At 45.1% G+C, this 15,238-nt stretch carries 11 protein-coding genes and 1 pseudogene; 7 read left to right on the plus strand and 5 right to left on the minus strand.

Going from position 1 to position 15,238, the window contains the following annotated elements; translation table 11 throughout:
- The first annotated feature begins 11 nt into the window (after window positions 1-11).
- Window positions 12-1,205 carry an NAD(P)/FAD-dependent oxidoreductase gene (locus tag IFU39_RS27320; protein WP_192135897.1) on the plus strand — a complete coding sequence of 398 codons (1,194 nt, stop codon included), beginning with the start codon at window positions 12-14 and terminating at the stop codon, window positions 1,203-1,205.
- Window positions 1,202-1,456, plus strand: a complete 255-nt coding sequence (locus IFU39_RS27325; RefSeq protein ID WP_091020827.1) for a hypothetical protein — start codon at window positions 1,202-1,204, stop codon at window positions 1,454-1,456. Before IFU39_RS27320 ends, IFU39_RS27325 begins: the two co-directional genes overlap by 4 nt.
- Window positions 1,457-1,606: 150 nt before the next feature.
- Here the strand turns inward: IFU39_RS27325 and hemQ are convergent, their stop codons facing one another.
- The gene (gene hemQ / locus IFU39_RS27330; RefSeq protein ID WP_091020828.1) at window positions 1,607-2,353 is read right to left on the minus strand and encodes a hydrogen peroxide-dependent heme synthase; all 747 of its coding nucleotides are present in this window, start codon (window positions 2,351-2,353) and stop codon (window positions 1,607-1,609) included.
- A gap of 282 nt (window positions 2,354-2,635) precedes the next feature.
- Here hemQ and IFU39_RS27335 point away from each other — a divergent pair, with 282 nt between their 5' ends.
- Window positions 2,636-2,929, plus strand: a complete 294-nt coding sequence (locus IFU39_RS27335; RefSeq protein WP_091020829.1) for a YuiB family protein — start codon at window positions 2,636-2,638, stop codon at window positions 2,927-2,929.
- A 385-nt stretch (window positions 2,930-3,314) separates the two neighbouring features.
- Window positions 3,315-4,850 carry a helicase DnaB gene (locus IFU39_RS27340; RefSeq protein WP_192135899.1) on the plus strand — a complete coding sequence of 512 codons (1,536 nt, stop codon included), beginning with the start codon at window positions 3,315-3,317 and terminating at the stop codon, window positions 4,848-4,850.
- A gap of 110 nt (window positions 4,851-4,960) precedes the next feature.
- On the opposite strand, the gene IFU39_RS27345 is transcribed toward IFU39_RS27340, so the two are convergent.
- On the minus strand, window positions 4,961-5,779 hold the full coding sequence (locus tag IFU39_RS27345; RefSeq protein ID WP_192135901.1) for a hypothetical protein: 819 nt from the start codon (window positions 5,777-5,779) through the stop codon (window positions 4,961-4,963).
- A gap of 461 nt (window positions 5,780-6,240) precedes the next feature.
- Here IFU39_RS27345 and IFU39_RS27350 point away from each other — a divergent pair, with 461 nt between their 5' ends.
- Complete coding sequence (locus tag IFU39_RS27350) at window positions 6,241-6,906, plus strand: Type 1 glutamine amidotransferase-like domain-containing protein (RefSeq protein WP_192135902.1); 666 nt, start codon at window positions 6,241-6,243, stop codon at window positions 6,904-6,906.
- 82 nt (window positions 6,907-6,988) lie between these two features.
- Window positions 6,989-7,372: pseudogene (locus IFU39_RS27355) on the plus strand (deaminase); the annotation flags it as partial.
- Window positions 7,373-7,773: 401 nt separating this feature from the next.
- On the opposite strand, the gene IFU39_RS27360 reads toward IFU39_RS27355, so the two are convergent.
- Both IFU39_RS27360 and IFU39_RS27365 read right to left on the minus strand, forming a co-directional pair.
- Complete coding sequence (locus IFU39_RS27360; RefSeq protein WP_192135906.1) at window positions 7,774-9,420, minus strand: RNA polymerase sigma factor; 1,647 nt, start codon at window positions 9,418-9,420, stop codon at window positions 7,774-7,776.
- A gap of 464 nt (window positions 9,421-9,884) precedes the next feature.
- Window positions 9,885-10,370 carry a hypothetical protein gene (locus tag IFU39_RS27365; RefSeq protein WP_192135908.1) on the minus strand — a complete coding sequence of 162 codons (486 nt, stop codon included), beginning with the start codon at window positions 10,368-10,370 and terminating at the stop codon, window positions 9,885-9,887.
- A 292-nt stretch (window positions 10,371-10,662) separates the two neighbouring features.
- On the opposite strand from IFU39_RS27365, the gene IFU39_RS27370 reads away from it, so the two are divergent.
- Window positions 10,663-12,240, plus strand: coding sequence for a class I adenylate-forming enzyme family protein (locus IFU39_RS27370; RefSeq protein WP_192135911.1), 1,578 nt, complete (start codon window positions 10,663-10,665; stop codon window positions 12,238-12,240).
- Between the two features lie 143 nt (window positions 12,241-12,383).
- Here IFU39_RS27370 and IFU39_RS27375 read toward each other — a convergent pair whose 3' ends face one another.
- Window positions 12,384-15,212: an endo-beta-N-acetylglucosaminidase gene (locus IFU39_RS27375; protein WP_192135913.1), complete on the minus strand. Its 2,829-nt coding sequence runs from the start codon at window positions 15,210-15,212 to the stop codon at window positions 12,384-12,386.
- Between the last annotated feature and the right edge of the window lie 26 nt (window positions 15,213-15,238).

The following is a 15,238-nucleotide window of genomic DNA, read 5'->3' on the forward strand; positions in this document are numbered from 1 at the left end:
GGGGTATAGACATGAGCAGTATTCCCAAAATCGTCATCCTCGGCGCGGGCTATGGCGGGATTCTGACAGCCCAGCGGCTGCAGAAGGAATTGAACTATAACGAGGCCGACGTCACATTGGTGAACCGGCATGATTATCATTATATTACTACACATCTACATATGCCGGCAGCCGGCACGGATACCATTGAGCATGCAAGAGTACCCATTTCCAAGCTGATTGATGAGTTCAAGATTGATCTGGTCAAGTCTTCCGTGAAGGAGATTCGTCTTCAGGATCGGAAGATTATTCTGGAGGATGGCACGTTATCCTATGATTATCTGATTATTGGACTAGGCGGTGAGCCTGAGACCTTCGGTATTCCGGGGATGCTCGATCACGCCATGACAATCCGCAGCATTAACTCGGTCAGACTGATTCGAGAACACATCGAATATCAATTTGCGATGTACAAAAACGATAACAAACGAAATCGTATTCGGTTTGTCGTAGGTGGAGCGGGTTTCAGTGGTGTTGAATTCGTAGCTGAACTTGCAGATCGTATTCCACAGCTGTGCAAGGAGTTCGACGTGAATCCGAAACACGTGCACATCTACAATGTAGAGGCAGCGCCTTCAGCTTTGCCTGGATTTGATCCGGAACTGGTAGAGCATGCGATGAATGTGCTCAAGAAGAAGGGCGTTACTTTCAAAATTGGTGTTCCAATCAAGCAATGTCTCCCGGACGGGGTTATTGTGGGTGAGGGTGAAAAGCTCGATGCGGCTACAGTCGTATGGACCGGCGGTATTCGCGGTAACTCATTGCTTGAACAGGCAGGTCTTGAAGTGATGCGAGGACGTGTGAAAGTAGATGATTATCTGCGTGCCCCGGGACATGAGCATGTCTATGTGATTGGTGATAATTCACTGGTCTTCAACACGGAAGGACGGCCTTATCCGCCAACAGCCCAGATTGCGATGCAGCAGGGTGTAAACTGCGCCAAGAACGTCGTGGCATCCATTCGCAAGAAACAGCCACAACCTTTTGTATTTACGAGCAAAGGCACGGTTGCTTCATTGGGTAAAGGTGAAGCCATTGCTGTTGTAGGCGGCAAGAAATACAAGGGCTGGAAAGCGGCTCAGTTGAAGAAGCTGGTTGATCTGCGTTATCTGTTCATCATTGGTGGTATTCCGCTAGTCCTGAAGAAAGGGCGGTTTTTTGGATGAGACATTGCAGTGTTCAGGTCCGGGGACTATTAACACGTGAAGAGCTGGATCGATACAACGCCCTGATGCAGGTCGGTGGTTATCTCGAGGAACAGGATCAGTATGATCTGGCCTACATCGTGCAGAAAGAAGTGGATATTCTCATTATGCCTGCAATTGAGCGGCTTAAAGAGAAGGGGCGTGACCGTGATCGGGCCACAGCCGAGTTCCTCGAATCGCTAAAAGCGGTAGATGAAGAGGACGATGATTAAGAATTAACATAGGCTTATAAAATAGAGTGAACAACTGCAAATGGATCATCGCCCGACTTGGTTGTCCACACGTACATGAATGAGAAAAAGCACCGCTGACAATATCCTTTACGGAGATGTCGCGGTGCTTTATTGTGCTTTGCATTATGTTTACAGCTTAAGCATGTCTTCCAACGTTTCTTCGTTCAAGAGGCTTCCCACATAGAACGAACCGAATTCGCCATAACGGGCACTCACTTCATCAAAACGCATCTCATAGACAAGTTTTTTGAACTGAAGTGCATCATCCGCAAATAGCGTAACGCCCCATTCCCAATCGTCGAAACCGACAGAGCCGGTAATGATCTGTTTCACTTTACCCGCATAGCTGCGACCAATCATGCCGTGACTGCGCATCATGGTGCGACGCTCGTCCATGGACAACATGTACCAGTTGTCATTCAGCTCACGTTTTTTGTTCATCGGATAGAAGCAGATGTATTGTCGTTGTGGCAGAACGGGTTTCAGACGGGCGATAATCTCCGGATTCTGCATCGGGTCTTCGCCTTCTTTGCCAAGATAGTTGCTCAGTTCCACTACACTGACGTAGGAATACGACTTCGTTGTGTATTGGGCAAACATCGTTTTGTTAAATGCGTTTTCAACAGCCTTCAGATCTTCCAGCGTTTCACGCAGGTGCATCATGCAAAGGTCAGCCTTTTGTCCCACTACGGTATAAACGACCGTGCTTCCCTGGGATGAACTCTCGACTTCTTTCCATTCCTTCCAGAATTCCTCCAGCTCGTCCAGGGCTACAGCACGTTCCTCATCATCTGCTGCTTTCCAGGCGGCCCAGTTAATCGAGCGAAAATCATGCAGGGCATACCAGCCCTCCAGTGTTGATGCGGCTTCGTTCATTGGTTGTGTTCCTCCTGCAAGGTATATTTCCAAATCCCTATAAGAGGTTGTTCAAAAAGTCCGCACTGAAAACCGGTCTTTTTGAATACGCACTATAAGGGACGGGTGAGTGCTTTATCGTTTACATTGTATCCCAACATGAAGCAGAAGGGCAAATGAACAGAGTATAATTATAGGGAAATTTGTCCAGAAAGTTCGTTGCTTCGCCACATTTTTTGCGGTACACTAACTACTATCCAGAAGTGAAACCTGAATGTGTGAAAGAAGAGGTGAATGGGCCCGATGCAATTTATACCTGTGTTGGTATTGATGGTATTATTTTTCGTTATGATGTTTGGTATCGGTTTCATTCTGAACATGCTGATGAAGACAACCTGGTTTCCTTCCTATCTGTTCATTATTGTAATTCTGCCTGTTGTTGTATACTCTCTATGGGATCAGTCGTCATCTCTGATGTCACATCTGGGTTCTTTCCAGCTTGTAGACTATATGACGGGCATCGCTGGACTGGCTGGTGCGATAATCAGTGGCTGGACGATCCAGAAGTTGCGTTTGGGTGGGTACAGAATGTTTTAGATTGTTGGAAAGAGGTAACACATGCCACTGTGATCGCGTGAAAGTCTTGTCTTTGTCGTAAACGCTTACGAGTACAAAGGGAAGGCTTTTTTTGCTATTCATTTATATTTAGAAGGATTATTGTACACTTGTATTCATATATATCTGGAGAACATTCTCTTCAGATCTTCACTTGTATTCTGCTGCTATAGCTTTTATAGTATTCTAGCGACTCTCGACATTTTATTTTAGAAATTTGCTGAATTCGGCGAAAACGTGAATGATGTCGACCTAGGACGAAACGGAGCGAGAACAGGCCATCTTTTTACCTGTTTTTGAACATTTGAGGATCGGACATTTATGATAGAATAGATAAACATACTTTTGGGGAGAAGGAGATCAGGCTATGCGCATGAAGAATCTGCACCATTATACTGAACATCATCGCTACTGCGTATACAGGGAGTTTGGACTTAGTGCCCTGGATGACCGTATGCTTTCAGGAGCATATCAGCCCATGGTAGGTGCTTTTGCGGTTGGCTTGTATCGGCTGTTGTTTCAGCATCTTCCCGGTGAACAGGTCGGTTATTCGCCGCTTGAACAGCAACGGAGGCTGTTCATGACGCTTGGCTTGGAGCCAAGTGAGAAAGGGCGCAAATATTTGTTAGAGCAGACATCCAAGCTTGAGGCAGTGGGGCTACTTCAGACTTCACGCCTATATATACCGGAAAATGATGATTACATCTACGAATATGAGCTGCAACCGCCGCTCTCTCCGGCAGAGTTTTTCCGGACACAGCATTTGACACTGTTGCTTCGTGACAAGATTGGTAAATTCGCAGTCCTTTCCCTGCGTTCCGGGTTCTCGGCAGTGGAAAATGGGGACGCGCCTTATCCGGCAGCCAATAAAGAGAATATTTCCGTTCCCTTTTACGATATATTTGAATTGAATACCCACGTAATTGATTACGAGTTGGAGCAGGCTTTGTCGGAAGTATCAACTACGGCCCAGCGGACAGGCACGAATGATGCAGTGGAAGAAAACAGTTTGAACTATGCCGACATTATTTTGCGTTTCCCGCGGGAGTCCGTCAATCGTCGTCATGTAGAACAGTTGCGTTTCGATCATGAACAACTGGGCATTGTAAATTATGTAGTAAACAAGTTTAACCTCAGTGTGCAGGATGTATGCCGTCTGCTGGATGAAGATGATATCTTTAGTCCACAGGGCCAACTGATTCTGGATGATCTTCAGCATAAGGCGAGCATGCAGTTCAGACAGACGAAGAAGCGTCATGAGCAACAGACCGTACAGGCGGCCAAGGTTGTGGCGCTGAGACAGCATATGGAGGAGCCAGAGCGGAAAGAAGACTCCGGTGAACCACCTGTTGAGCATGGGGTACAGATGGAATATTATGTCGAAGTACCTCCACAATTTATGACCAAGTGTGATATTCATCAATATAATATGATGTTGCGCAATGAGCCATATACTCGTCTGTTGCAGACGTTCTTCCCAGGTGCAGTACCGGACAATCTGATCGATATATTTGAGAAAATTGATCTGAGTTACAAGTTGCCGGGTGAAGTTATCAATGTATTGATTCATTATTTGATGGCATTGCTTGTATCCGGCGGCGAGCAGCGGATTAACCGTAACTTCGTTGAGGCGATCGCCTCCAACATGTTGCTCAAGCAGGTGAACTCCTACGAGAAAGCCGTCCAATATATTCGTGATCAGGCCAAGGTCAAAGGCAAACAGGCTGCTGGTGCAGCTGGAACCCGTACCCGTACATACGGCAAAGGAACCAAAGCCAAGCCCGAAATTCCGATTGTACAAGACATAAGCACCGATGGGGATGCCGTATCTGAGGAAGAGTTTGAAGAGATGATGAGATTTGCCCAGCAGATGCAAGCGAGTAAGCAAAAAGGAACATCTTAAATATTTTAATAAAGCCCAAAAGACGAGTCCTCCGATTAATGGAGACTCGCCTTTTTTCTATATAAGTTGAACTGAAGAAAAACGTATTTTCCGTCCAATCATTTTTTTTATTATTTTGCAGGATATTTATCTAATTTAAACCACTGCTGAAATTCTTTTTTTGTGATTTTTTTTACAGGCTTAACTTTTTTGCTTCCTGTATCGTATCTGAAAAGAATCCATTGATCTGAAGGATACTCACTAATATAATCAATACTTTTTCCGTTCTTATGCCATAATATTAGACCTGTGCTAATATAGTTGGTTGCCCGAGGGAGATAAACAACACTGTCTTTCTTAGTGTCGTATATTGCTAACGTGCTTTTCTCCGTATTTCCATAAGAAAACGCAATGATGTCTTCTTTTGGTGACCAATTATATGATGAAATGGTTTCGACATCTTGTTTACCTGCTTTTTCAAGACGTTCGTTTAGAATGGTGTACTTTCCTGTTTTAAGGTTCATGAGAATGAGGTTGCTGCCAGCACTTTTTTCGACTTGGATAGCAATCCATTCATTTGATGGAGATTGAGCAATACTAGTGATATCCAATAATTTAACTTCAAAATCTCCCGTTTGTAGGGTGTGCTTTTCTTTACCATGAGTAACTACAATGGTGTCAATGATGTTTTGTTCAAAATCGGCAGCAGCATCTAGCTTTAAGGTGTTCGCGGTTATCGTGATGTTGTCACCTCTCCAGACAATTTTGTTTGAGCTTATTGTTTTTTCAAACTTAGATATACTCTGGTATGTCGAAGCGTTCACAGAAGTTGATTTAGCAGCAACGTGTGCTATTTTATCAGAAGTATGAAACGAAGCCGATGCAGATGATAACGTGCCCATGCTTCCTAAGACAATTACGCTTGATAATAAAACATTGGTGTATTTCATTAGTATCTCTCCTTCATTTTGAGAAGTCGGTTACATGAAGTGATTCCCTCCAGAACTACTCCAATCTTTGCGTATCATTATTCATTTGTAAAGATATCAAATCATAGAGAATTATCATCCATCGCGGAAAGTAACGATTGAAGTATATCCTTATATGCCATCGTTTCACCAAGCGGTCGGAGAAGCAGATGCTCCGAATTGGTTCATGGGTACCTACGAAGGGAGTATTCTTAAAAATGTTCCGAGAAGGAATTGCATCAGAAGATGGTAGAATTTATAAGTAATTAACCCATACAAAAGTGTATGTTGCCCGGGGGAAGGACCGGGCTTTTTTTAACGTGGTTATAGTTATGGTACATGTACTATCAATAAATTGGATTATTTTGTATAATGCATGTAAAAAGAGGTTGTCTATGATTCCTATGGATGAATGTAAATAATACATATGGAGGTAATTAAGTTTGAGTACTCACTACTATTTCAGTTGGTTTAATCATTTTTTCCCAGAGAAGCTGGTCCATTGTTTGCAGGAGGATATACAAGATAGAAAATCACTTGTCATGATTAGTGCTGATCCGTCTGGTTATAAAGATGAGCCAATTAACATGGATGATATTTCTGAATGGACCTGGTTGAATCAGGCTAACATTATTTTTGATGAATATCATTTCATTGATTACCGCATGCAGAAGGAAGATGCCCAGCGATCCATTCAGAACGCTTCTGTCATTTTTTTATGCGGTGGATATCCTGTTCTGCAGAACGAATTTTTGGCGGAATATGAATTATCAGATGTTATTAAGAATAGCAATGCCGTTATCATGGGTGCCAGCGCCGGTGCCTTAAACATGGCTGTAAAATGGTTAAGCTTGAATAAGACGGATGAAGTTGAAGCAAGTACAATTTATGATGGTATTGGCTTTGATCATTTTGCCTACGAATCTCATTCTCAACGCGACTACGCCACGTTTGTTCAAGGCTACCTGTTCCCCTTGTCTGAAGAGATTGATGTTTATGCGGCAGAACAGGAGAGCGCTATACGTGTAAAGAACGGCAAAATAGAAACAACGGGACCTGTATATTTAATTTCCCACTCAAAGATTCAGAAGTTGGTTGAGACACTCTAATTAGGGTGAGTGGCTGTGAGTTACATAAGTGATTCCTTTTGATGTATAAAATCTAGGCTAACAGGTCAGCTGTGATTCTACAGCTTACGCCGAAGTGGACGCTATAAGAAAAGCCGGAAATGTGATACTTCATCTTGAGAGCAAGAAATTTATTCCTAAGAACGAACTTACCTTATATACTACCTGTGAGCCTTGTCCCATGTGCACAGGTACAATCGTATTGTCTTTGATTAAAAAAGTGGTTTGGGCTGCAAATGATAAGGATATAGGTGCATTTAAAAAATTCAAGGAATTAAATAGCGAATTACCTATTTATAATGATTTGTTCCACGACATCGAGTTTGTTGCAGCCCCTTACAGAGATTTAGAATTGAGACAAAGAAAAATGTTAGCAGAATGGAACAACAGCCGTGGGTATACCGATAATCATTGGAATGATGAATTAGTAAATGAAATTGTTCAATAATAAATGAAACTTTGCGCCTGATGTATTAAGCTAACGGGAAACGTTAGCTCAATAACAACAAGAAAGCAGCTGATCATTGTGATTGGCTGCTTTTACTCAACTAACGGGCAGTTTTGCTGAATAGATCTGCTGAGTATGTGGAGCATCTGGCCTCTAACGGTTGATTGCGGACAAGAAAGATAAAAATCGTAAGGTAAAGGAGAAGTCTGGCAGATATGATTGCGAATAAAAACTACCCATGACGCACATGCGTCATGGGTAGTTTTTAATCATTTCCATACGTTCAGGAGGGGCCTTGTGAAATAGCGATGTCCTAATCACTTCGTTGGACAGACAGAGTTTTGTGTAAAAATGGCCACCGCCCCGGAACGACTATTCTTCGTATACATTTCCGAACCGCCTTACTTGACCGGCCCCATCCAGGTCGAAATCGTCTTCTGCTGGTGCGGCAACGGCGGTTTCAACTTCCCGTTATCGATCAAATGTTTCAAAATATAAGCGACCAGCCGACCTCCTCCGGTGTTACCTCTCACCATGTAAGCAAGCTGCGGCTCCAAATGCTTCGGCTGATTTTGCAGGAACAGGTTGAGCATTTTGTCGTAGAGCTTGCCGACAGCAGGCGCATAAAGAGCGGACAAATCCGGCATTGCCTTGTTCAACCGTTCCAACGTTTGCGGAGAGTCCATCCAGACCGCATTGAACTTGTACCCCTCCTCCGTCTTGCGGATGTATCCCTTCTCCAGCAGGAACGAATATTGCTCAGCGTTCTCTTCGTTGTCGGGCAGTTCTCCTTGTTGGAAAGCATGACAAATCTCGACATTCCGGTATTCCAGGAAACGCCAATCCACCTGGCGGTCGCTCCAGTGCGTATTGAATTGCCACAAGTATAAGGGAGTGTCTTCGACGTAGCGGAGCGACGGACCGAAGGTGATGTAACTACTCATATCAAAACCCGGATCGGCATAGTGGCTCCGATTTAACGCCGCATAGGCAATATATTGACCTCCGTCCTTTCGCATTGGTGCGACCGCATCGAAGTTGTCGCCCGCCGGCATGCTCCGCCAAGATTGCTCCTCGATGTTCTTGGGCAGCAAGGTCCAGAGCAGGAAGTTATAGTCACCGTCTGGAATGTACACTCCGCTGTCCTCTACTTGCCGGCGAACTTCCATTAACGCGTCGAAATGAACATCGGCCACTTCGGCGGCGCAATCTTGCCAGAGTTGATGACCAGCTACGGCTAAGTCGAAGAGGTCCCAGACGATGGTATTGCTTTGATATTTGCCGGGAGAGGTTTGGATGAGAAAATTGTAATCGGCCAGGTGCCGGACTTCGCCTTCCAGCAAAGACGGCGGCATTCCAAGCTCCTCCGCGATTTGATGTACGGTACGCGCCTTATGATAAGCCGCGTAAACGATATTTTGCGCCAAGGCGCGTCCAAGAAAATCGTTGGTTTCGCCCAGGCTGCCGGCCGAACCGGAATGGCCCATTTCCCCCATGCTGACCGGATTGACACTTAAAGTTCCTGTTGCACGCATACGTTTCATCCCTTTCCGTAACTTCTTTTTGGCCTCGCTCAAATGCCATTTCACCGTGCCTACAGGAATGTTCAGAGCAATCGCGATATCGCTGATTTTCAGCTCGTCGTAGTAATGCATGACCACGATCCGGCGATGGATGTCGGACAGAAACGCGACTTCTCGGCGCAGCTCGCGGTAAGCTTCGGTTACCAGCAACCGGTCAAGCGGCTCCCGGGAAGGGGCGGCCGACAGTTCGGACATGCCGTTGATTTCGAACGCTTGGGGAGCGTGCGCACGCTTTTTCAACCAATTCACCCAAGTGTATCGGGCAACCGTCCAGACGTAAGCGTCAAGGCTTCTAATGTCCCGCACCCCGGAGAAGGATTTCAACAACTGCAGCATAATCTCCTGAGCCAGATCCTCCGCCTCGGCCCGCTGCTTGACCCGGTTTAAGGCAAAACCGAAAATCGGTTTGACATAGCTCCGAATCGCTTCCGCCGCTTCTTTTCCGTTATTTCTATTTGAATCCATTTTACGCCTCCATAGTTGCATCTGTAATTCCTGACAATTATATAGTGTGCCAGGCGAAATAAAGGTTGGGATTATTTTTTTAAAATTTGGACGTCCTACCGGATCACTCATACACGTATAATTACAAACATCAGGATTAGGCCATTTAAATGGTTAAAGAGACGTTATGAACTTTTTGTTAAGTATATTGGAAAAGAGTTAAACAAGTTGAAGATTACTTTAGATGTAAAGTTCTCACTTTTAGTATATAAAGATACTTTTTTTCTTCAACTATGGGAGGATACAAACTAGGAGCACGAGCCGAAGTTCTTCTTCGGGTACTTGGGGTACTCCTTCGTTCCGTAGTTAACCAGGAGTGGTATATAATCCAGAAAATACGGACAAAAAAAGCCCTAAAGGGCTATTCCGTAATTCTCATAATAAACTTTTCCTAGCACTCTCATTGGTAAAAGGAATTTTTTACTTTAACTCTCCCTTGTAGGAGCTTGAGTAGCAACTTTCCATTTACCTTCCTCATAGGTTAATGTTATTTTTGCAGAGAGCGCCCCCTCATTGGCACGATACTTACTGACCTCTATGGCAATGTTATGATCTGATTGCTTCTCCTGCTTTTCAATTTTCAGTAAAATCCCTTTTAGCGTGTTTTCAGACTGTTCAGACAGTCCTTCTTCAATCAATTCTTCATAGGTTAAGTTATAAACTTTTACGTTATATTTGCTGTGAAGGTAATCCTCAATGCTTTTCTTATCAGAATTCTTTAATGGAATTCCTTTATCAAAATCTAATGAGATATACTCCATATTTTCATTAAGAGCCGTATCTGTTGAAATTAACTCCTCCAACGCCATACGATAAGGTTCACCTAGTTCATTCTGCTGACTAGAGCCAGTAACACCACCTGCGCAAGCTGATAGTAAAAATAACGCTACAACACTGAGAATAAAATACACTGTCTTTACTTTTATGACAATCCCCTCCTTGGTACTCGTTACCTAAATAAACGTAATGATAACGAGAAATGTTGGATTTCAGTTTAAAAAGCAGCCCAATTTGACCTGCCTAAATAAGTTAGCAATTAGGTAAATGGCAAGAATCGTCTGTTGGCAGAACTGTAATATCAGAAGAATTTATGATTTTAATAGGGGATAATGATTACTTATTATTCCAGATATATGCTACTCTCTTTTTATTCCATAGTTTTCTTAACGGAAAAATGGAAATTTAAATGTTGGGGGTAATTGCTTGCTTCTATCCGAACGATTGCTAATTGCAGCAAGTCTGTACCCTGAGGAACCTGCGTTAATGCGATATGGGCAAACGATGAGTTATGGGGAGCTTAACGGTCTAGTTGAAAGACTGAGTCATGCTCTGTATGTTAAAGGACTCCGGGCCGGTGATCGCTTTGCCCTTTTAGGTGATCCAGATCCCCAGCTCGTTGTTGCGTTTTATGCAGCAGTTGGGATCGGTGCTATACCACTCGTGTCGTCTCCTTTGCTAACAGTACCTGAACTCGCTGCCATATTTCAGGACGCAGAACCACATATGGTTATTCATGATGACCAACATGCTGAAGCCGCTATCGCCACAGTAAAGCTTCTTGGTTATTGTCCAAAACTGTTCACGACTGAAGAAGAAGGGACGAATAGCAGTTCGCTCGCTGCTCTTTTACAGCAGGAACCCGCGTTCTATCCAAAGGACCATTTCAAACGAAGTGTGGACGATACGGCAGTCCTGATTTATACGGGCGGGACAACTGGTTGGCCAAAAGGGGTCATGCATTCGCATCGTGGTATGGCTGCTTGGAATCAACTTACGCCTTCTGCAGGCTTCGGTCATGATCTCAAGCGTCGTGTGTTAGTGCTCAACCTATCCCATCTGGTGGGCCAGTTCCAGTTGTGGGCGACCATGGCTGCGGGAGGTTGTCTTGTATTCCTAGACGAATACCCGGCGGATGTAAACCGCATTATGGAAGCTATTGAACGTGATCAGATTACACAACTCAGCACAGTAGGCCAACTGCTTCGGGATCTTACTCGTGAGGCATCTGTCGGGGGGAGAAACTTGAAGAGTCTATCGCTTATTGGCTGCGGAGGGTCCATTATTTCCCCGGATACACTACAGGAAGTCGTATCGCAATTTCCTGAAGTTATCATTGTGAACAACTACTCACAAGCGGAATGTGGAATGTCTATAAGCCGCCTTTTTCCTGCTCAGCATATAGGCGATCCTCATCGCCTTCGATCCGTAGGTCGTCCTGCTGACTTGGCTGCCCAAGGTGAGCAGGCCTTCGAAGTTCGGATATTAGATACGGACGGAAGTGAGACAGTTACGGGCGAGGCTGGAGAAATCGTTGTTCGAGGTGCACAGACCATGCAGGGGTATTGGCGCCAGTTGGAGGTTACTGCCGAGACCATGTCCGATGGCTGGATTCGAACTGGGGATGTCGGTTGTCTGGATGTCGAAGGTTATCTTTATGTGTTTGATCGCTTGAAGGATATGGTTATTGTGGACGGTTCCAATGTGTTTTGTGCCGAAGTTGAGCATGTTATTGTGAGCCATGAGGCGGTAAGCGAGGCGGCCGTAATCGGACTTCCTCTTCCTGACGAAGGCGAGGAACTCGTTGCTTTCATAGTATTACGGGAAGGTGACAGTTTGGATCTGACGCGGGTGCGGGCGTTTTGTGAGCTACACCTTGCTCCGTACAAATGGCCGACTCAACTGTTCATTGTGGATACTTTGCCGAGAACAGCCGTGGATAAAATAGACAAAAAGCAGTTGCGCAAGCATCTATCTTCAATTTTATCCGAAGGACTATGCTAACGGGAAATGCTGTTTAATAGGCTGTTGGGTAGAATATTTATTGTTAGATCAACAAGAACAGCCCTTCAACTTCCTTTTGGAAGTGAAGGGCTGTTTGTTTTCATTACTGTTATCCTGATGTATACAAAAAATACTTTGCAGTATTACCTCAGAATCGTAGTAGCCTGGTTACCTGCGTAATCCTCAATGACCAGCTTCAAAGAGCTGTTGCTGGACGCTGGTGTGAAGGTCAGTTCACTTAGCTTTGTTCTTCCCCGAATGATATACGGGAATTTCTGCGAAACGTAAGTGACTCCGAACTCGCGTGCCACCCCATTTTCATATACATAGATCTTGTACCAATCCTCCAGATCCGGCAGGGCAAGCGTGTACTTCCCATCTTTTACCGTGACCTTATCCTTGGCATATGGTGTAATCTGAAGATCTGCGAGCTGTCCGGTATGGGTAACCGGGTTCTGCCCGCCAATAGCAATGTTCAGCACGTAATGCTCACCATTGGTCGGAAGCCCGGTCAGAACGGCAGACTGTTTTCCTTTTTTGACTTGAATGGACTTAGTGAAAGGTTCTTTCGTGTATTCGGTTTGTAGTGTGAGTTGAATAGACTCATTACCTTTACCTTTATCTTTATCTTTATCTTTATCCTTGTCCTTATCCGTATGCTTATCTTTGTCTTTGCCCGAATCGTTTACTTTTTTCGGGTTTTTCCAGCTTACAATAGCATCGCCATTCTTTTTGAATTTCACATCGATATTCTGAACGGCTGCATTCAGATCATAAGGCAGGACCGCTGCTTCACTCTCGGTACCATCTGCACCAACAGCACGAATGGACAGTTCACCAGAAGGCTGTTTTAACGATTTGATATAAAAAGTAGAATCATACACGCCGCCAACATAGGCGCCATTTTCATATAAATTGTATTGCTTGACCTCTGAATAGTCCTTCATGTTCCATGCAACAACCAGTTCGTCGGTGTTGGTCAGTGCTTTGGCAATATGGAATCCGGTAGGTGCATCCGGTACAGCCGCTGAACCGTCGGAAATGCGGATCTCGCCAATATTCATCTGGTAATTCTCAATCGCTTTGCCATTCGGGTCAAAGGACAATCCCATAGCGGCAATGGTTTTGCCTTGATAGGCGCTCAAATCCAGCGAAGTTGTCTTCCAACCTGTAGTATGCTGGCCTGACTGAGGCACTTCCACATTGACCACGTTGGATGGATCGTCTTCGAAGATTAACCCAACATACAGGGAAGAAGCATCGCTAGTGGACGGTTTGTTATACGTCAGCTCCAGTTTGGATTGTACGTTGACGGACAGGTCGGTCTTGTACAGGCGAAGGAAGTTGTCCGTGTTCAATGTACCGTTCACCACGAGAGAGCTGCCGCCATTAAACGCACCGATGGAATTATAGTTGTACCTTGCGCCTTTCTCATAAGATGGACCGTAGTCAAAATCAACACTGAGCTTGTCACCTTCACTATCCATCCACCATTGCCAAGTGACAGGGATATCCTGAATGTTGATATTGGACCATTCCTTGTCGTTCGAGACAGCGCCATCTTCATAATATTTCAGACCGTGACCTGTATTGAAGCTGGTCGCAAAATTAGAGCCGTTGATGACGGATCGCTCGGTGAGATAAGCGGCAATCCCATCCCAATTCGCACCGGAAGCATACACATCCGACAGATCGGCAGACGCATTACGACGTGCATCTGTCGGGTCTTGATTTGGACCAGACCACCAGGCACGATCACGTACAAAGGTCATCCACTGGTACTCATCCTCAGCTCGGTGATTGGTACTGCCATCGCCCATCTCTTCATCCAGGGCGTTGTGGGTGAAGTCGGCACCCAGTGTCGCGATGCTGTTCATCGGTTGACCGTTCTCATCCAGGTTATGGCGCAGGTCATAGGATTGCTTCCAGCGGCCGAATTTGTCATGTCCACCTTCGACACCAGCAAATACGGTTTCCAGTGGATCCAGTCCCAGGCTAAGGGCATGATCACGGGAATCGCGGAGCATCTTGTGGTTCCATACATAATTCAGGAAGATGGAATCGGAGACTCTGCCGAGAACGGAATCTTGTACAAAGGGGCTGTTGAGCCCATTGAATTGGTTCTGGTATTGAATTTTGCCTGTTGTATTGATGGTGGAGTCATACCATTGAACGTACAGTCCCTTATCTCTTAGATACTTCATGAATTTCTTGTAGGAAGCGATATCCTCAGGGGCTACACCCCGGGCAACCTCTTCCTGATTGAAGAAATATCCATCGTAGTTGTAGTATTCCGCCATCTCGGCCAGTTTCTCGGCCACAGGGAAATTACCGTTTTCATCCTGGATCAGCATTTGTTTGTACGTCTGTGGTCCACGGTCATTGTCTGAGAAAAAAATGTTGGCAATGGATTTGACGCCATTTTTGTGGGCTGCGTTGGTATAGGCCGGATTCGGAATGTTCAAAATGCCAAACTCGAAGTATTTCTCCGTCCATTCTTTACTCGGATCGTACAGCTCCTCAGGTACTCCCGCAGAAGCCATGCCGTGCCAATAACTGTAGTAGTCTGTATATTGCCAATAATTAAACAGATACTGGCTGAATTCATTGGTATAAGGTGTGCTATCAAAGAATGCATTGCCGTAATCGCCGCTCATCGTGAATAGCTGGGTATCCGGACTAAGCTCAGGATAAGCCTGTGTTGCAGCGAACGCTTCATTACGGGGCTGCAAGGGAACATGGGCACGAAGTAAATCGCCATGGATATCACTTTCCGGTGTCCAGTTCAGAATCTGGGCCGAGGTGTATCCATGTTGATAGGGCTGATTCACCCCTTTGGCACTTTCACCGGTGTAAGGGAGCGTGTCTCCGGCATAAACGGATGATGCAACAACTTGTCCAAGCAGAGCCGTAGTCAGGACCATGGCGGTTACCTTAGGAATGATGCCTTTTGGTTTGAGTTTGCGTGTCATGCTGTTCCTCCTTGAAGTGGAATGAA

This window comes from Paenibacillus sp. CFBP 13594 (genome assembly GCF_014842675.1).
Classification (GTDB): Bacteria; Bacillota; Bacilli; order Paenibacillales; family Paenibacillaceae; genus Paenibacillus; species Paenibacillus amylolyticus_B.